We start from the raw sequence: 18,039 nt of genomic DNA, 5'->3' as shown, positions 1-18,039 counted from the left end.
GTGATGCGAGTAACGGACTCACAATTTAATGCGGTTATGCAGCGTTCGCTAATGGATAACAACATTCGTCTTAATAAAGTGTTTGAGCAGATGTCGACTGGGTTGAAGCTTAACCATCTCTCAGATGACCCGATTGCGGCGGTGCGCCTTGAAGGACTAAAAAAGACGGTCTCTGATAATCAGCAATACCAGCGCAATATTGAGAATGTGCAGTCTCAGTTGACGCGCTATGAAACCAATGTGAATACGTTAGAAGAGCTGTCCCAACAAGTCAATGAGCTACTACTTCAAGGTAAGAATGGTACGTTGGATGCACAAAGTCGTGCTGGGATAGTGTTAGAGCTGAAATCGCTGAAAACAGAGATGCTCACCACGTTAAATCAAGCGAATGAAGGAAGCTATTTGTTTTCAGGTACAGACATAACAAACCAAGCCATATCGACAACACCGCCTTATACCTTAAACAGCAATTCAGATTATCGTGAAACCAAAGTTGGCGATGACCAATATGTACCAAGCAACTTAACCATCACGGATATTATCGGCACCAACGCTATTTTTACTGATTTGGACAATGCAATCGCTGAGTTGGAAGTTCCGACAGCTGGGTTTACGCCAGCATTAGATAGTGCGCTCGATACTAATCAAGCTTTGCATCAGAACTTGTTGGTGTCTTTGACAGATATTGGTAGCCAATATAACGCCTTGGATAGACTCAAAGAAACCAGCATTGATATGGTGTTTTTTGCCGAAACGGTGCGCTCAGAACTTGAGGAGTTGGATTATGCACAAGCTTCGGTGGAACTTAACCAAGGTATGATTGCTCTAGAAGCCACGCAAAAAACCTTCGCGCGCGTCGCCGGTATTTCTCTGTTTGATTTGATATGAGAAGCGATATGGTTAAACCTCGTCATACAAGACTACCGAATTGGTTCGGGGCTCGACTACTGTCTATGTCTGGGGCCTTGTACTTAATTCGTTTGATGATGGTTAGCTTGATAATAGCTAAAGTGATGATGCCTGCTCAGGTTCTAGCTCAGCGTTATATTGTTCCGTTTGATAGTGTGCAATGGCAATTTAATCAATCTGTTGACCAATGTGTCTTGCAATCTTTCGACCCTCATACCGGTTTTTCGGTACAGTTTGTTCTACTGGCTGCCAACCCTTTAAAAGTCAAAGTGGAGAAACGTGGCGTACGCTCACTCCCTTCTTCCACTTCGTTTAACACCACAGAGCCAGTCTGGGGTATTTCTAAATCCTATACCACAACCACCATTGAAAAGATCCAACAACAAGGTTCCGCTTTAGTCACGGCAGATGGTGCGACGCTGCTATTAGAAGACATGGCTAGTGGTGCCTGGTTCAACATTAATGCTATGGATTTTGATATCTATTTCCCGACCACGAATTTCAGACCCGCACTGGATGAATTTAACCATTGCCGCTTTGGTTTGCCTCCCGTGAACTTTCAACATGCACGTCGCGTTGAATTGCATTTTCAAAGTGGTGCTGTGGCCTTAACGGAACTGCAAAAACGTACCATTGATGACATAAGTTCTCTGGTAAAGCGTGACTCTAAAATCGTTAAGATTTTGATAGATGGTTATACCGACAATTCAGGGGATTCCGTGGCGAATCTGCAAATTTCTAAGCAGCGTGGGTCAGATGTGGCACAGTGGTTCGTTGAAAATGGGGTGTCGAAAAAGATGATAGAAATACGCGGACATGGGGACCGTTACCCTAAATATGACAACACCACTGAAGAAGGTCGTGACAAAAATCGTCGCGTAGAAATTCGATTGGTACGTAAGTGATGCTGCGATGGAGAGCGAGTAATGGAAAAAATCAGCGCAATGCAATTACAACAAGAGCTAATTGGCAAAATGCACAATCAGCAACAAATCGCGACCAATCCATTTTCCAATCAAACGGTGGTATCGGCAGCGGTAAAGGGCATTATTCATGACAATACTCAAGTCAACCCAGCTTCAGAGAGTGCATTGCAGTTCAGCCACGCATTTAAAGGGATCCTGGATACGGTGGACAAATACCAAGCTCACGCGTCTGACAAGATAACTGCCGTAGAATTAGGTAAAAGTGATGACCTTTTAGGCGCAACTGTCGCGTCGCAAAAAGCGCAATTGTCCTTTAACGCATTGATGCAAGTGCGAAACAAAATGGTGTCGAACTTCCAAGACATCATAAAAATGCCCATTTAGGCTAGGGAACGGCGATGGCTGCAGAATTAGAAACAAAACCAGCGTTAGCCAACAATATGGGGGCGGCGAAAGAGAAGCTCAACAAAGCTTCTGGCTGGCTTAATACATTTTGGCAAAGCTCGCAACGCAATGTCATTATTATCACCATATTCGCCACCATAACGGCGGCGATCATTGTCATTATGCTGTGGACATCAGCAGAGCGGTTTCGACCACTGTATAGCAAGTCAGCCAACTTCGATTCTAGTCAAGTTCTGCAGCTTCTTGACGAAGAATCAATACGTTACCAGCTCAGCCAAGATGATGGTCAAATATTGGTTCCAGAAGGTGATGTGGCCAAAATTCGCATGATTCTGGCGTCAAAAGGGTTAAAAGAACAACTGCCAAGTGGCTTTGATTCGCTCGATAGTTCAAAAAGCCTTGGTGAAAGCCAGTTTATGGAGAATGCCCGTTACCGTCATGCGTTAGAAGGGGAGTTAGCACGCAGTATAACCACTATGAGTGCGGTCAGCTTAGCTCGGGTGCATCTTGCTATTCCGAAAGAAAGCTTGTTTATGCGTGAAGACGGAGAGCAACCAAGAGCGTCTGTTATCGTCCACATTATCAATGGAATGGATCTCAAACCGACTCAAGTTGAATCAGTGATCAATTTGGTATCTGGGGCTGTCATTGGTCTTAAATCGGAACATGTGAGAGTCGTTGACCAGCATGGCCGCTTATTATCTAACGATGCTACCGTTGGTGACATCACAGTCACTACAGGCAAGCAATCTGACTATAAACGTAACCTAGAAAGAACCTTAGTTGCGCAAGCCACAGATATGCTGACCCCAATTCTAGGTGCCAGTAATTTCCGAGTTCAAATCGCTAGTGATATTGATTTCTCACGCATAGAAGAGACAGAAGAGATTTATGCTGATCCAGTCGTGCGAAAGGAAACTTTGCTTAACGATATTAATGAATCCTCAATGGCTCTGGGTATTCCGGGGGCCTTGAGTAACACGCCCCCAGTGACCGACGGCGAGCCTCAGCCGGAGCCAAACGCTAAGGTGAATCGCAGCGAAACGTCACGAGATTATGCGGTGAGTGGCAAAGTACGTCATATCCAACATCAACAGGGCGTGTTACAAAACCTGTCTGTTTCTATTGTCGTCAATGACTTGGCTAACGCCAATCAAACCTGGACACCGGAAGAGCTTACTAATGTCGAAAATGTGGTTCGCTCTGCAATAGGGTTTAGCGAAACGCGCGGTGACACCATACACATCACACATTTCCCGTTTGTGGTTGCCAGTATTCCAGATCAAGCCCCCGTAGCGTGGTTTGAAAACACCAATATAATGCAGCCACTCAAGTATCTATTGGGCGTGATGTTGAGTGGTTTAATGATCATGGTGGTCTTGCGCCCGCTGGCTCAATATTTAACCAAGTCCGCTGAGCAGGAGGAGCAAGAAGCCGAGAGCATGGAATACGATGATGTGATTACCAAAGAAGAGCGCGCTGCAGAAGCGGCCTTACAGTCGAAACTGGAATCACTAGGCATTGATGCTACGGGTATCAAAGCGTTGGATGACAATTTGCCATCGGCCGATAGCCCGCTAGAGGTGCAGATTAAGCACCTGAAACTTATCGCTAAAGAAGACCCAAATCGAGTAGCCGAGATTTTGCGAACGTGGATTCAGGCATAGCAAAGGATTATCAGAGGGGACGTGTATGGATGACAAGCAAACTTATCAGTCTGTGGATGGTGTCGCCATGTTGGTATTGAGCATGGGTGAAGACATTGGATCTGAAGTTCTCAAAGGATTCACCCATGAAGAGATCAAACAGATTACTCATGCGATGAGTAAAATGAAAGACATTAAGGCTAAAGATGCACTGGTTTCGTTGTCCGGCTTTTTTGATGATTTTAGAAAGCACTCCGGCATTCTGGGTGGGACACGACAATATATAACCAATGTATTAGAGAAGACGCTCAACGGTAACTTGGCGCGGGATTTGGTATCCGAAATCTATGGTGATGAGATTCGTTCGCACGCAGAAAAATTAGCTTGGATTCCGCCTGATTTGTTGGTCAACGACCTCAAGAAAGAACACATTAATTTGCAGGCGTTACTGATTGCTCATTTGCCACTTGAGTACAGCGCTAGAGTCATGGACGAATATGATGAACAAGAGTGCCACGAGTTGATTCTGCAAATATCCAAAACACAGGTTTTGACCTCTGGGTTAATGGAGACGCTAAAGGACCTTATCGATCGTTGCAAAATCAACTATCACAGCGGTGGTTCAGCAAGCTTACAAGGCTCTAAGGTGGTGGCAAATCTTATTAATCGCTATTCCGGCGATAAGAGCAACTTATTCCAATTCCTTCACGACCACGATGAAGAAGCTGCTGAACTGGTAGAAGAGGCGATGTTTGACTTCTTCACTCTGTTTAATCAAGACCTTGAAACTATCAACCTCATTAATGAAAGAGTCAGTCTTGAGCTATGGGCCTACGCCCTTAAAGGGACAAATAAAGATTGCCGCCTGTACATCATCAACTCTATGCCACAGCGGGTTTCTACCGAGCTAAAAGAAAATTTGGTACGTATCGGTGCTGTGCCCGTAAGTCAGGTAGAACAGGCTCGAAAAGAAGTGATCGACATTGTTAAGCAGATGCAGTCTGAAGAGATAATCAAGCTCAACTTTGCCAACGAGCCACGATTGACCTAGTGGGAGAGGTAGGATGAAGTTAACCGGGATTACACAGAGGAAAAACCAGGTCAATCCAGCGAGTGCGGGCAAGATAAAACGTCCTGAAAAGCTTTCGACACACCAACCCTCATCAGTCTTGTTACACCAGCAAATGATGCAGATGAACCTGCAAGAACGCCCCAAGCTTATCGCAGAGGTGTCCGATTCGCACAAGATGTATAGCCGCTTAATGATGGCCGGAGAAGTTCTAAGAACAGTCGCTAGTGAACTTATCAAACTTAGACAGATTGCTGAGTTGGCACATTACAGTCCAGATCAAGCCAACCAAATCGATACCATCAAGAAGAAGTTACTGTTTTGGAGTCAAAAGCGCTTGTTTGGTCACTATGTCGTGGATTCTAGCTTTGCTCCTATTCAAACCGATAATCCTCTCATTGAATTTACGATACCAGGGCTCGATTTCCAACGAGAGCGTTTGCGAGATGAGGTGGTGTCGCTCTACATCAATAATCGGCTGGTGGCGTTAGCCTTTGAGCGCACAGAAGACCGTGAAGTCTTGTTAGAGCAGTTTAAGATGATGTTTGCGTATGCCCATTTGCAGTTACGACTTAATCAACAACAAGAGTTTGTGATTGGAATGCGAGATGAGCATTGGCGTGCGTGGGACGGCCAAGTTTTCGTTTCCGGACAGGGTGGGCGTTACGCTGAGGGAGCTCCGATAGCTGTTCAAGCTCAAGCCAGTTATCCAGTACTAGACACTATTGGTCGTTTACTAGTGAATGAATCGGGTGCGATACAACATATCGAAGCACTGCTTGAGCGCGTCAATAAGTTGTATTTAGCGCTTTCGAAAGTACTAAAAACAAAAAAAGTACGAGCAAATCAACTCATTGCTTTTTGTACCCACCCTGAATTAGAGCAGTTTGGCAGCTTTAAACAGCATTTAGCAAATAACCCAGAGCTATCGTTGAAGTCCATTCATCGTGGTTTTAGCGGCCCTAGCCGAGACAACGTTATCAAGTTACTAAGAAAAAGGTGAAACAGACGTGAAATTTTGCCGTTATAGTTAATTAGTAGCGAGCAAAGTGAGTAACGGGATATGAGTCAAATCAAGATCGACAATGTGAAGCATATTGTTCCGCATTCCCAAGTTGATGTGGTTCAAAACAAAAAGGTTGAGCCAGACCAAAAGGTCAAGGTGAAGCAGATAAACCTGTCACAACATGAAGTGGACTTGTTGGAAAATGCGAAAAGTTTTTTTGATGGAGTTGAAGATATTGATAGCGCCAAGGTTGAACAAATCAAAGCGCAAATAGCATCGGGGGAATTAGTGTTTGATATGGATGAGCTAGCGAAAGTTATAGCGAGACTAGACCATGGGCAATAAAAGCACGCTGATAGGCTACATTACCTATGGTCAGCATATTTTGGAGTTTTCTCGCCAGCTATCTTCTGGGCTAGACGATATTCGCGCGGCGATACTCAATCGAGAATATCAAAAATTAGAGTCGCTTAACCAAACCATCACTTCACTAACTCATCGATTGGCTGAAGCCGACCTAAAGCGCTACGCAATGGCAAAGCGGCTAGGTTGTCAGGACAGGCAATACACCAAAGTGATACAGGCAAAACTACAAGGTGGGGTGCTGCAACGAGTTCAAGCTTTGGATAAGCAGATTGAACAATCAATTGGACAATGTAAGACCAAGCTGGAGCGCCAAGGTAATATCATGCTGATGCAGCACCAAGCGATGGAGGAAGCGCTTGGAAAACATAAGTTAAGGATTAATGTCTAAGACCGGATTATTACTCATATTGCTTATCGCGTACGGCTGCATCACTAATATGCAAGCTGCTGTTGCTTCGAGTTCTGAGTTCGAGCAACACCTTTCCACTCGTATTCATTCGCTGATAGAGCAGACAGTTCGCTACCGCTACCCGCAACAGTATCAACTCGATGTCAGCATTCGTTTTTCAAAAGCTATTCATCAACTCCAACCATGCTCAAAACCAGTAGCAATTCATCATCGTAGTGAGATTAAACTGGGAAAGCAGAAGTGGACATTACGATGTGAAGCTCAGAGGTGGAGCTTATCTGCAACTTCGTCAGCCAGCCTCACTATTTGGGCTGTGACAGCCGATAAAGCTTTGCGAAAAGGCCAGCGCTTATCTCCCTCCGACATCGCAATAAAGCCGATTACGCTTTACACCGATAAAAAGGTATTTTTTAAACCCAGTGAAGTCGTGGGAAGTAAGCTGAAGCGCTCGGTGAATAAGGGGGAACTGTTGACCACATCACGTTTGTATCTTGATTACGATGTGGAGAAAGGTCAGGCCGTTGATGTGGTTTACCAGTCACAGACGATACGGTTAGAGACGTTGGGGACGGCACTTGAAAGTGGTTTAGTAGGCGACACGGTATCGGTTCAAAACCAGCAGTCAGGGAAACTATTGCGAGGTGTGGTGATCAAGAAAAACCGAGTGAGAGTGTACTAACGAAAAAACCTAGAGCAAAGATGATGCTCTAGGTTTTTGTTATGCTTTTCTGAGTAGAACTAAAGCCACTACAGTGTGAGCAGGTAATTCACTAATTCGTTGTACTCCTCATAACTTTTAATACCCGTCGGCTGAACGATGTATTTGTTGTTAACCAATACGCCGGGTACGCCAGTTAATGTGCTCGCATCAAACTGCTTATCAAATTTCTTCTGCATTGAGTTGACGACAAAACTGTTGTACGCCGAGTCAAAGGCTTTGCCATCAATACCATTACTGACAAAGATCTGTTTGAGCTCTTGCTCGTCAACTGGTCTTTTGCCTATTTCGTGGATCTGATTAAACATCGCAGGAACCATCTTATCTTCTACCTTTAAGGCAACCATGGTGGCGTACGACTTTGCCATTGGTACTGCCATATCATTGCCCATAAACGCAACGTGCACTTTCTCAAATTTAACGCCATCAGCTAGCGCAGGCTTGAGGTTTTCTACTACAGATTCGAATTTGTAGCAGTGTGGACAATAAAATGAAAAGAACTCGGTTACTTTGGGTGTGGCTGACTTTTTAACATCCAGTACTTTGTAGTGAGTACCTTGCTCAAATTTAGCCGCATGAACCGATACGCTGAGTAGTAGCGCAGAAAAAAGGGTAAACAATGCCTTCATAGGGATAACTCCGAAAAAAATAGGGTGCGAAATCTCGCGTTAAATGCTGGGGAAACGGAGTTATGCGATAGGAGGGCGGAAAAGGATTTGAACTCTGCCAACTGCTTTGCCTATGTCATCAATTGACATTAAGGCGAGCGACGTGGTGCCCGAGTTAAGTACGACCAATGATTGTCCACAAGGAACTTTAAGCAAACAAAATGAGGCACAGCATTGATGTGGACTAGCCATTTCCACTTTGTTTGATAGTGTGTTGTTAGAGACAACTGAGTTGGTGTGGCTATCGAGCGTTGAGAGAGAATGTGAAAAGGCTTCGTTTGACTCGTTACCGATCGCGACAAAACTCACCATCAGCATAACGACTGATAGGAACAGAGCTAGTGTAACGGTAAAGCAGCGAGAAAACATGGTCATCAAACAACGATTAGGACGCGAGCATCATACCCTAGGAACATTAAAAATACAGGTTTACCATCACAGTTTGACGCTGCGCTAATAGTGCTCTGACTCTTTACCAGACAATGACATAGAATTCATTCACCGCTGAAATACATGGTTCTTTTCTCCTTATCATGCAGCCACAGCAACAATAATTAGGAGAATTCCATGAACAAGAAAGCAGTGGCGCTGGCCGTAATCGCGATGTTGGTAGTGTCTGGTTGCCAAAAAGAGCAAGAAGCTCCAACAGAAGCCAAAATAACTTTCGTAGAAGCGGTGACCAAGGCAGTAAAAACGCCGCATCAAGAGTGTAATGATGTAGTGGTGACGAGACAGGCTGAAGTTAAAGACGAGAATAAACTCTTAGGGACGCTAGGTGGGGCGGCCGCAGGTGCTGCATTAGGTAATCAAGTTGGTGGAGGTTCAGGAAAAACCGTCGCAACAGCAGTCGGTACCGTAGCGGGTGCTATGACAGGAAGAAAAATCCAAGAAAATGCTCAGAAGAATGACACCATAAGTACAACAGAAAGACGCTGCACAACAAAATACACTACGTCTACCAAAGTGGTCGGCTACGATGTCACTTATGAAGTCTCAGGTGCTCCAACGACTATCCGAATGGATAGTAAGCCAAAGACGGATACTTTTCCGATTGTTTCAGGGCAAGTTGTTATTCCTCAATAAACGTCTCCGCCCCCCAAAAAATGAGTTAATTGATGCCGAGTTATTAACGTAACTCGGTTTTTTTTGACTCTACTCAACATCGCCAAGTACGTTTAACCCATACTCATTCGGAATTTCATTGTAGCTAAGCACGATAAGCTCTTTGGCAAAAGCCTTAGCTAATTTGGCCACCATAGGTCGTGTGGTGGGCGGAACAACGATAACGGGTGGCAGATTTTGGCTTTGCATGGTTTGTACTATGGTCGGCATACGATTTTGAAACTTCTGTAAGACAGAGGGCTCGACAGGGATGGCATCTAATGGAATGTTAGGGTCACTCTGTTGGCTAAGAGAAATCGCGGCCTTAAGCTCATTTTCCAGTGCAGAACCGATAATAAAGGCGTTAATGGTTTTGCTGTTGGGTGACACCAAATTCACGATGGTACGTTTTAACGCCACACGAATATTCGACGACAGCAGAATAGGGTCTTTAACGGTATCGATACTTTCGATAATAGTGTTCGCTATGGTTCGTACATTAATGATTGGCACTTGCTGAGCAAGCAACTGGCGAATCACTTGCATTTGTAGGTTAGGTGATATGACGTTGGCGAGGTTTTCCGCCAGTTCAGGGTGGTGAATAGCAAGTCGATGATTGATTGCCTTAACATCATCATAATTAAAGATATTATCGAGATGTTCACTGCATACCTTACTGACGTGAGTCGCAATTACGTCATACACCTCAATGACTTGAAATCCGAGGTTAATGGCTTTGGTTTTATCTGCTTGATTGATCCACAGAGCTGGAAGCTGATAAGCAGGGTCGACACCCACGATGCCATCTAGGTCAGGGTGATCAATTCGGTTGCCCACCGCCATGGACTTATCGGCATAGACCTCACCACGTTCTATTTCATCACCATCAATGCTAATTGCGTATTCTGAGGGTTTGAGCGCGAGATTATCGGTGATAATCACTTCTGGAATCACAAAGCCAATTTGTTCGCTCAGTGTTTTTCGGCTGCCGCGAATACTCTTGATCAGATTGCCTCCTTTCTTGTTGCTTGCAAGAGGCACCAATTTAAATCCCAGAGAGAGCGCTATCACATCGACATTGGGAATGATGCTCCAGTCAATCGTGCTTTCATGATTGGTGCGAGGTAAAGAGTCTACATCAGATTCAACCTGTTCAGGGGTAGCCTGAAACTTTGACTGACGCCAACCGACAAATGCTAGTAGGACAGTGAAAGTATAGAAAGCCAGATGAGGCATATTCGGTACGCTACCTATGACGAACATTACGCCCGCCGCCATATAAAGGTTGTTTGGCGAGGCGAGTAATTGCCTCTTTACGGTTTGTGCCATGTCATTATCATTGTCACTAATACGCGTCACGATAATGGCAGCGGAAGTCGCGAGTAATAGTGATGGGATCTGGGCGACGAGACCATCACCTATGGTCAGTAAAGCGTAGGTTTGAAACGCGTCTTCTGCAGAAAGTCCATGTTCAAAAATCCCGATCAGGACCCCACCAATCAGGTTGATGAAAAGGATCAATAGCCCGGCGATAGCATCGCCTCGAACGAACTTACTCGCCCCGTCCATGGCGCCGTAAAATTCCGCTTCTTCACCGACTTCTAAGCGTCGAGCTTTGGCTTCGTTTTGATCTATGGCTCCTGCATTGAGGTCTGCATCGATTGCCATCTGTTTCCCTGGTAGCGCATCAAGAGTAAATCGTGCAGATACTTCTGAGATTCGCTCTCCACCTTTGGTGATCACCACAAAGTTAATGATCATCAAAATCACAAACACCACAATACCCACAACGTAGCTACCGCCAATAACGACTTCACCAAACGATTGGATGACCTTACCCGCAGCATCGCCACCGTTATGACCCTCAAGCAAAACGATACGGGTTGATGCCACATTCAGCGTTAAACGAAGCAATGTCGCGACCAGAAGCAGGGAAGGAAAAATAGAAAAGTCGAGAACTCGAGTGACTGTGCTACTAACCAGCAGTACCACAATGGCCAGCATAATATTAAAGGTAAAAAACGCATCAAGCAGGATCGGAGGCAACGGCAGAATCACCATCGCGAGGATCATGAGTAATACGATTGGAATCGTTAACCTTGATGCCACTGCCTTAAATACGTTTCCCATAACAGCCATTTTTGTGGTTATTGTTGATTAAAATACTAGGATATTTTTCACGCACTTCTCATTTTTGAGTCTTGCAATTTTAAGGTTTAGTGATTTTTCTCGAAAAAAATGAAATGGAATTTTTCCACTGTCGTTAGCAATAACTGAACAGCAAACACAGATGGGGATCATCAGATGGCTATATCAGTACATACTAACTACGCGAACCTAGTCACGCAAAATACGTTGCAGTCGACTAATAACGCTTTGACAAAATCGATGGAAAGGTTGTCAACAGGGTTTCGTATTAACTCGGCAGCAGATGATGCCGCAGGGCTTCAAATCGCAAACAGATTGAACTTACAAAGCAGAGGTTTGAATGTGGCGATGCGAAATTCGCAAGATGCTATCTCAATGATGCAAACTGCAGAGGGCGCGATGGATGAGATGACTAACATCGCCTATCGAATGAGTGACCTTGCTACCCAAGCAGCAAATGGAACTTATACGGTCAATGACAGAGCAGCAATGGATGCAGAATTTCAGGAACTCACCAGCGAACTAAACAACATTTTTTCCACTACAAATTTCGGTGGGAATAAGCTTTTGGACACGGTCAGTGGTTCGTTTGGCCAAGGAGCTGTTGCTTTTCAGATTGGTAGTACAGCGACCGATATTTTAAGCGTTGATGTTTCAAGTGAGTTAACGAGTGTGTTTGCTAGCATATCTGGTAGTGGAGCAACAGCTGATGATAGAGCTGCAATTGCTCAATCAAAAGTAGATTTTGAGGCAGAGGCAAATCGTTGGGCAGAATCAGGAGGAGCGGCGGGAAACTCCGCATTAACGGATGGTGACACGTCTGGGTGGACCGCAGCGGCGGGCGGCCCTTACACAGATTATGCTGACCTTACAGCACAAGCTTCAGCGGGTAATGCAAATGCGATCACCGATTTGGCTCAATTAATGTCGGACGTTACTGGTAGTTTGGATACTCACATAACGGCGATAGCTGGTACAGCAGGAAACGCGTACAACACTGCTGGTACAGCTAACTTAGCAGCTGTTGAAGCTCTCAATCCGTCAGGTGGAATGGATATTACAACGGATTTGACTGCATCTGCAGCAATCACGCAGGTTAGTCAGTTGGTAGATGAGCTTGGGGCCGCTCGTTCTAAATTTGGTGCGAACATAAACCGTTTGGACCATACCATTACTAACTTGGGTAATATTACAGAAAATATCGATACATCACGTGGGCGTATTATGGATACAGATTTTGCCTCCGAGTCAGGGATGATGAGCAAGTCACAAATGTTAATGCAATCAGGAGCATCAATGCTAAGTGCATCGAAAATGGTACCTCAGTTAGCAATGAGCTTATTAGGATAACATTAGTAATAGCAATCCAAGGAGGGTAGAGCTGTACCTCCTTTGTGGTTAGATGAGGGAAGAATCATGAATGTCGACGCGGTTCAGCTCGCCAGCAATTTCGCCAACTTGGATTTACAACCATTTCAATTACGTTACAACCAAAAGTTGTCGACGATAACATCTCAAACATCAGCCATAACTAAAGTTAAGACGGCATTACAATCTCTCGAAGACAAAATCTACGAGTTTACTAAAACGGGCTCTAGTCTTACTCAAACCTCAACATCAACCTCTAGTGAAGACTACTTTTCATTAACGACCAGTCCAGGGGCTGAAGACGTTAATCTCGATGTCTTCATTAAGCAGATGGCCTCTAATCATCAAGTCGTATTTGATGCTAGTTCTACCGATCCTAGCGATGTGATGGCTACGGCTGGAAGTTTTTCAGTGACTCAAGGTGGAGTCACGACCAACATCAACATTATGGATGCCGATACAGACATTAGTGGTGATGTTACCTACAGTGAGTTTGTCACTTACTTCAACGATCAGTTTGACGGTTCAATTCAAGCAACGTTGGTGAAGTCGCAAGGGGCGATGAAAGTGTTGTTTGGCTCTGACAATGAAGGAGTTGATGCCAGTTTCACCTTATCTGCTGATGCGGCAAGTGGTTGGGATACTACGGTAGCAGCGGCAAGTGCGGCGCCGTTACAAGCTGGTCAAGATGCCATTATTACTCTCGGCAATGAATTTGGTACGGAGCTGACCAGCTCTAGCAATACTTTCGAAGACTTAATAGATGGTGTAGACCTCACGGTTCTCAAAGCCAACACCAGCGGTGATACCGCGACTAGCATCAGTATAGGTGATGATATATCCGCCACTGTAGCATCGCTACAAGAGTTTGTAGATGCCTACAACAAAGCCGTCAACGAAATTAGCAACCTGACTCAATCAGGAAGCGAAGATGAAGCACGCGGCGTGCTCGCTTCCGATAGCACAATACGCAATATCAAAAATCAATTATCCACTGTTATTAGAGCTGACTATGACGGAACTCGACTTTTTGAGTTGGGGCTGGAAATTGGTCGCGACGGCAAATTGAGTTTGGACTCGGGTACGTTTGAAAGTGCGGCTTCTAGCATCGATTTTGAAACACTATTTACAGGCACGGGTGGTGTGTTTGAGGCGTTTGAAGCGCAGTTAGAGAGCTATATCGACTTCTCAAACGGCTCGCTCAATCGCCGAATTGATACCTTGAACGATGAAAAAAGTCGTATCAATGACGCCCTATCCGCTTTAGATATGCGTTATGAAACCTACTATAACCGCTACCTTGCCCAGTTTACTCAATTGAACTCACTAAGTAGCCAATTAGATTCCGTTTCCGGACTTTTCACGGTTTAAGGAGAAACCGCCATGCTATTAGGAAAACAGCAACAAGCTAACTATGCCAATGTTCAAGTCGCTGCTAACGCATCGGTCTCATCGAGCTTTGAGTTGATATGTATGCTACATGAGCGTCTGATTCAGGAGTTAGAAAGCGTTAAATACGCGATAGAGCATAAGGATCTTGAGCTCAAATCCAAAGCTTCTCAAAAATCCATTGATATCTTAGTTGGGCTAGATGCTTCTCTCGATTTGTCGACAGGTGAAGCTTTGATTCAGAACATACATGCACTCTATGAGCATGGCATTGCGACTGTATTTGAAGCATCTAAGGAGATGAATACCGAGCTGATCGACAAGCTTATTGAAGTGATGACGGATCTCAAAGAGGGATGGGAAGGTGCAATGGAGTGGCTTGATGAAGCCCAGTCCTGAACAGGTAGAACGCCTTGCTCTCAAGTTAGAACAGGCGGTCAATAACAAACAATTTTCTGAGATAGAAAAGTTAAATCGTTTGCTCAAACAGGTGCTGCTAACCATAGAGCAATCACATCCAAGCTATCTGTCTCTGGTTGTGCGGTTAAAAAGTGTTCACAACCAATGCAGGGCATTAGTAGAGCATGAACAATTCATCCTTAAACAGCAGCTTAGTGACAATTCAAGTCTGCGCGAGCGAGATAAAGCGTATGCCCAGACACAAGTGAGAGCAGGAGAACAGTGATGGAACTGCAAGGGAATATGGCTTCAAAGAGTTGGGCGACCAATGGATTGGTTTTTGATTTGCTGTCGGCGGTGGATGCTACGGTGAAGAGCAATTCGACCTCTACTGCTCTCAGTTCATTGTCTTCTGAGCTTGGGGAAACCCGAATGACGCCACTCGCTCAATCATTTCAGACACTATTCTCAGTGCTTAATCAGGTGCAGCAGTCCTTACCTATTGAACAAGGCGTCGTAGTTTCTGAGGTCGATGTTCGCAGCGTGAATGAGAGCGCCAAGAATCCACTCAATGAGACGCCTTTGGAACCAGTAAGTCTGTTGATGCTTGAAAAGCCCGCGCAGATGCCAAATGCTAGCTTGCCTCTGCCAGCAGAGCAGGTACCGTTTCGACTAAATGAAGTTGCACGCTCAATCGCTGCTTCTATCGAAGTGCTAGCAGCGTCATCGCAGCCCTATAGTTTTTATTTTGAAGCTGACGAGTACGAAAATGATGAAGTGTTAGTGACTTCAAACGATACCTCTTTTTCTCAGCAGGTACTGAGTGCCGTGATATTGGATGTTAAGGACAAATGGCTACCAAAGGATACTCCTCAGACTAACCCCATTTTGCCCAACTTGGAGTCGTCGTTGCCTAGCATTGCGCCTAAGGCCAGCTCCATGAATCCTTGGACGCCAGCAAGCTTAAAGCTTAGTGCGCAATTACCTATTGGGGCAATCAACCATCAACCCGTCGAAGCGCTGTATTTAGTCAATGAAACGACAGCAAGTCGAGTTGTACAGACTATTGAGGTAAGTAAAGCGCTTGACGTGGATAGTCAAAGACAAATTTACCAAGTGCTGCGAGATAAAATTCAGCTTCAATTGGACACCATGAATCAAGCTGCTCGAATACGCTTTGATCCGCCTGAGCTTGGCAAAGTGGAGGTGCACGTAAAAGTTGATGGCGAGCGGGTCACAATACAAATGAGCGCCACATCCGCAGCCACGCGAGAGGCAATTTTAGCAACGTCAGAACGTTTGAGAGCGGAGCTTGTCGCACAAAATAGTGAGCTATCTGAGGTAAATATTTCTTTGGAACAATCGAACTCACAGCAGTTTCAATCTCAAGAACAGAACGAGCATTCAGAGCAAGAGGTTAACCCGAGAGCGAATGATCTTTCTGATCAAGATAACAGCGATGTTTTGGAATATCGTGCTTACATTGCGAGGGCTTAATGATGACTAAAATTATTGTCACTTTCGTCGTTACTCTCGCGCTTTCGATCACAGGTTTCTGGTTGTACCAAAGTAATAGGCTAAATATGGAGTCCTTGACCGCCTGGCTCTCGCCGAACAATCCTGAGCCGGCCAAAATGCAGCAGGTTGAAATTCAGCTGGAAAATGTACTGGTGCCAATTAACTTGGGCAATCGACAAAGCTTGCTTTTGCTTGATGTTTCTATGTTTACCCCACAGAAAAACGGTGCATATGTGTATGAGCAATTAAGCCGAATTAAGAACCGCATCATCAAAAAATTCAGCGTCAAAGAGGCCTCTTATTTCTACAACAAACAGTTTATCTATGTGATTCAAGATGATCTCAAAGATGACTTAGATGAGCTACCGAGCTTACAAGTTGGTGATGTACTTGTCACCAAAGCGGTATTTCAATAGGTCGCTACTATGTTGATGCAGCCCAAATACCAGCACACCCAAACTAACGACCAAGCAACGTTGCAGGAGTTAGAAAAATTGGTGCTGCAACAAAACATCAAGCTGATTAACGGACTGCTTTATCAATATCGCTACGCGGTTGATGAAGGGACGTTTGAGGATTTACGGCAAACGGCCATGATGACTTTGGTCATCGAGCTTAGGAAGTTTGACCATGTTGCTAATGATGATTTTCGACGGGCGGTGGCGGTACGAATTCGAGGTGAATTAGTCGATGAACTCAGGCGCCGCGACTATATGGAGCGAGATAAACGTCAATTGGTGAATCGAATCAAGCACGCTGAAAGACAACTAGTTCAGCAGTTGGGAAGACAGCCCACAACCAATGAGATTTGTCATCATTTAGGCATTGAAAGTAATGATTATCAACAAGCGATGACGTTAGTGGATGTGTTTGATGATATTGAGCTGGAAACGGTGGTGACAGCCGTTCCGGAGACGGACAGAGAAGTGCTTTTTAATGAGGTGAAACAAGTATTGAACACGCTCCCTGAGATGGAGCAGCGCATTCTTTACTTGGTTTATGTGAAAAGTTTAAGCACCAAAGAGACGGCGCTGGTCCTCGATATCAACGAAATCAAAGTGCATCGATTAAAACACCGAGGTTTGGACATTCTCAAAAGTAGAATGAAGGAGAGTGAAGTATGCAAAAACTAATCGGTATTGTTATCGTGCTTAGCGTTATTTTTGGCGGCTTCATTTTTCTTGGTGGGAAGTTTGAGTTTATCTTCAAGCTGTCGGAAATCATAATCATCTTTGGGGCAGCATTTGCTAGTTTGTTAATGTCTACCACGTCTGCAACGATGAAGCTGATGGCTCAGCAAGTTGGCATCGCTTTTCGTTCTACGCCTTATGACAAGGACTATTATCAACAGTTACTATCGTTAATGTTTGAGCTAATCAATACTGCGCGAGTTCAGAATATCAAAGCGTTAGATATCCATGTTGAGAACCCTGATTCAAGTAAAATTTTCAATAAGTATCCAAAGATCACGAGTGACGCTCTTACGACTCAGTTCATTATTGATTCATTTCGACAAGTGATTACTGGTAAGCAATCGCAACACGTGTTGGAAGCATTTCTAGAAGAAGAGATCGAGCATCTAGAGGATGAATACACCAAGCCTTCCGAGAAATTGCACGCTACCGCTGAGGCTATGCCGGGGCTTGGTATTTTAGCTGCGGTAATGGGGATCATTCTGACGATGCAAGGCCTTGATGGTGAGATCAGTGAGATTGGTCAGAATATCGCTGGCGCTCTGGTAGGAACATTTACTGGGGTTTTTGGTTGCTATTGTGTGCTTGGACCAATGTCTAGCAGTATCAAAGATGTTTCCGAGAATCAGTTAGCGCCACTACTGTGTGTGAAATCAATCCTGTCTGCTTACGCTCAAGGTCAATCGGCACACATGTGTGCTAATGCTGGACGCAAAAACATCGAAACTCGTTATAAACCGTCATTTGTTGAGCTAGAAAAAGCAGTCGAAGTGCTCAGACAGCAGCCTTCATAAGGCTAAG

At 44.8% G+C, this 18,039-nt stretch carries 21 protein-coding genes and 1 pseudogene; 19 read left to right on the top strand and 3 right to left on the bottom strand.

Features of this window, described 5'->3' with window-relative positions:
- The first annotated feature begins 3 nt into the window (after positions 1–3).
- Genes flgL through flgA form a run of 9 tightly spaced genes read left to right on the top strand, consistent with a single transcriptional unit; the run spans position 4 to position 7,415 of the window.
- Positions 4–888 carry a flagellar hook-associated protein FlgL gene (flgL, locus tag VME0621_RS14675; RefSeq protein ID WP_006074313.1) on the top strand — a complete coding sequence of 295 codons (885 nt, stop codon included), beginning with the start codon at positions 4–6 and terminating at the stop codon, positions 886–888.
- Between the two features lie 8 nt (positions 889–896).
- Positions 897–1,814, top strand: a complete 918-nt coding sequence (locus VME0621_RS14670) for an OmpA family protein (RefSeq protein ID WP_062462710.1) — start codon at positions 897–899, stop codon at positions 1,812–1,814.
- 21 nt (positions 1,815–1,835) lie between these two features.
- Positions 1,836–2,219, top strand: coding sequence for a flagellar hook-basal body complex protein FliE (gene fliE / locus VME0621_RS14665; RefSeq protein WP_062462713.1), 384 nt, complete (start codon positions 1,836–1,838; stop codon positions 2,217–2,219).
- A gap of 14 nt (positions 2,220–2,233) precedes the next feature.
- On the top strand, positions 2,234–3,907 hold the full coding sequence (gene fliF / locus VME0621_RS14660) for a flagellar basal-body MS-ring/collar protein FliF (RefSeq protein ID WP_062462716.1): 1,674 nt from the start codon (positions 2,234–2,236) through the stop codon (positions 3,905–3,907).
- A 25-nt stretch (positions 3,908–3,932) separates the two neighbouring features.
- Entirely contained in the window at positions 3,933–4,937 is a 1,005-nt protein-coding gene (locus VME0621_RS14655) for a FliG C-terminal domain-containing protein (protein WP_006074317.1), read from the top strand.
- Between the two features lie 13 nt (positions 4,938–4,950).
- On the top strand, positions 4,951–5,958 hold the full coding sequence (locus tag VME0621_RS14650) for a hypothetical protein (RefSeq protein WP_062462718.1): 1,008 nt from the start codon (positions 4,951–4,953) through the stop codon (positions 5,956–5,958).
- 60 nt (positions 5,959–6,018) lie between these two features.
- Positions 6,019–6,306 (top strand): flagellar biosynthesis anti-sigma factor FlgM, encoded by a 288-nt coding sequence (locus VME0621_RS14645; RefSeq protein WP_038229765.1) that lies wholly within the window; start codon positions 6,019–6,021, stop codon positions 6,304–6,306.
- The gene (locus VME0621_RS14640; RefSeq protein WP_062462721.1) at positions 6,296–6,715 is read left to right on the top strand and encodes a hypothetical protein; all 420 of its coding nucleotides are present in this window, start codon (positions 6,296–6,298) and stop codon (positions 6,713–6,715) included. Before VME0621_RS14645 ends, VME0621_RS14640 begins: the two co-directional genes overlap by 11 nt.
- A complete protein-coding gene (gene flgA / locus VME0621_RS14635) occupies positions 6,708–7,415 on the top strand; it encodes a flagellar basal body P-ring formation chaperone FlgA (protein WP_062462725.1) in 708 nt (235 codons plus the stop codon). The genes VME0621_RS14640 and flgA overlap by 8 nt, the downstream gene beginning before the upstream one ends.
- Positions 7,416–7,483: 68 nt before the next feature.
- Here flgA and VME0621_RS14630 read toward each other — a convergent pair whose 3' ends face one another.
- Together VME0621_RS14630 and VME0621_RS14625 are read right to left on the bottom strand one after the other, a co-directional pair.
- The gene (locus VME0621_RS14630) at positions 7,484–8,083 is read right to left on the bottom strand and encodes a thiol:disulfide interchange protein DsbA/DsbL (protein WP_038229769.1); all 600 of its coding nucleotides are present in this window, start codon (positions 8,081–8,083) and stop codon (positions 7,484–7,486) included.
- Between the two features lie 60 nt (positions 8,084–8,143).
- Complete coding sequence (locus VME0621_RS14625; RefSeq protein ID WP_062462728.1) at positions 8,144–8,497, bottom strand: hypothetical protein; 354 nt, start codon at positions 8,495–8,497, stop codon at positions 8,144–8,146.
- A gap of 192 nt (positions 8,498–8,689) precedes the next feature.
- Here VME0621_RS14625 and VME0621_RS14620 point away from each other — a divergent pair, with 192 nt between their 5' ends.
- Positions 8,690–9,205, top strand: a complete 516-nt coding sequence (locus VME0621_RS14620) for a glycine zipper 2TM domain-containing protein (protein ID WP_038229773.1) — start codon at positions 8,690–8,692, stop codon at positions 9,203–9,205.
- A 69-nt stretch (positions 9,206–9,274) separates the two neighbouring features.
- Here VME0621_RS14620 and VME0621_RS14615 read toward each other — a convergent pair whose 3' ends face one another.
- Positions 9,275–11,362, bottom strand: coding sequence for a flagellar biosynthesis protein FlhA (locus tag VME0621_RS14615; RefSeq protein ID WP_062462730.1), 2,088 nt, complete (start codon positions 11,360–11,362; stop codon positions 9,275–9,277).
- Positions 11,363–11,527: 165 nt separating this feature from the next.
- Between VME0621_RS14615 and VME0621_RS27070 the strand changes: the two are divergent.
- From VME0621_RS27070 to motA, 9 genes and pseudogenes are all read left to right on the top strand, one after another.
- Positions 11,528–12,271, top strand: a pseudogene (locus tag VME0621_RS27070) (flagellin N-terminal helical domain-containing protein); the annotation flags it as partial.
- A gap of 24 nt (positions 12,272–12,295) precedes the next feature.
- The gene (locus tag VME0621_RS27065) at positions 12,296–12,721 is read left to right on the top strand and encodes a flagellin (protein WP_370736773.1); all 426 of its coding nucleotides are present in this window, start codon (positions 12,296–12,298) and stop codon (positions 12,719–12,721) included.
- A gap of 66 nt (positions 12,722–12,787) precedes the next feature.
- Positions 12,788–14,110 (top strand): flagellar filament capping protein FliD, encoded by a 1,323-nt coding sequence (gene fliD, locus VME0621_RS14605; RefSeq protein ID WP_062462737.1) that lies wholly within the window; start codon positions 12,788–12,790, stop codon positions 14,108–14,110.
- 12 nt (positions 14,111–14,122) lie between these two features.
- Positions 14,123–14,527, top strand: a complete 405-nt coding sequence (gene fliS, locus VME0621_RS14600) for a flagellar export chaperone FliS (RefSeq protein WP_006074328.1) — start codon at positions 14,123–14,125, stop codon at positions 14,525–14,527.
- Entirely contained in the window at positions 14,511–14,813 is a 303-nt protein-coding gene (locus tag VME0621_RS14595; RefSeq protein ID WP_062462740.1) for a hypothetical protein, read from the top strand. The genes fliS and VME0621_RS14595 overlap by 17 nt, the downstream gene beginning before the upstream one ends.
- Positions 14,813–16,024, top strand: coding sequence for a flagellar hook-length control protein FliK (locus tag VME0621_RS14590; RefSeq protein ID WP_062462743.1), 1,212 nt, complete (start codon positions 14,813–14,815; stop codon positions 16,022–16,024). Before VME0621_RS14595 ends, VME0621_RS14590 begins: the two co-directional genes overlap by 1 nt.
- Positions 16,024–16,461 carry a flagellar biosynthesis sigma factor gene (locus tag VME0621_RS14585; protein ID WP_231892944.1) on the top strand — a complete coding sequence of 146 codons (438 nt, stop codon included), beginning with the start codon at positions 16,024–16,026 and terminating at the stop codon, positions 16,459–16,461. Before VME0621_RS14590 ends, VME0621_RS14585 begins: the two co-directional genes overlap by 1 nt.
- A gap of 9 nt (positions 16,462–16,470) precedes the next feature.
- Positions 16,471–17,178 (top strand): sigma-70 family RNA polymerase sigma factor, encoded by a 708-nt coding sequence (locus VME0621_RS14580; protein ID WP_038229781.1) that lies wholly within the window; start codon positions 16,471–16,473, stop codon positions 17,176–17,178.
- Positions 17,166–18,032: a flagellar motor stator protein MotA gene (gene motA, locus VME0621_RS14575; RefSeq protein ID WP_038229783.1), complete on the top strand. Its 867-nt coding sequence runs from the start codon at positions 17,166–17,168 to the stop codon at positions 18,030–18,032. Before VME0621_RS14580 ends, motA begins: the two co-directional genes overlap by 13 nt.
- Positions 18,033–18,039 lie beyond the last annotated feature (7 nt).

Origin of the sequence: Vibrio mediterranei (assembly GCF_900088415.1) — a bacterium.
GTDB lineage: Bacteria > Pseudomonadota > Gammaproteobacteria > Enterobacterales > Vibrionaceae > Vibrio > Vibrio mediterranei.
This window is presented reverse-complemented; position numbering and strand designations above follow the sequence as displayed.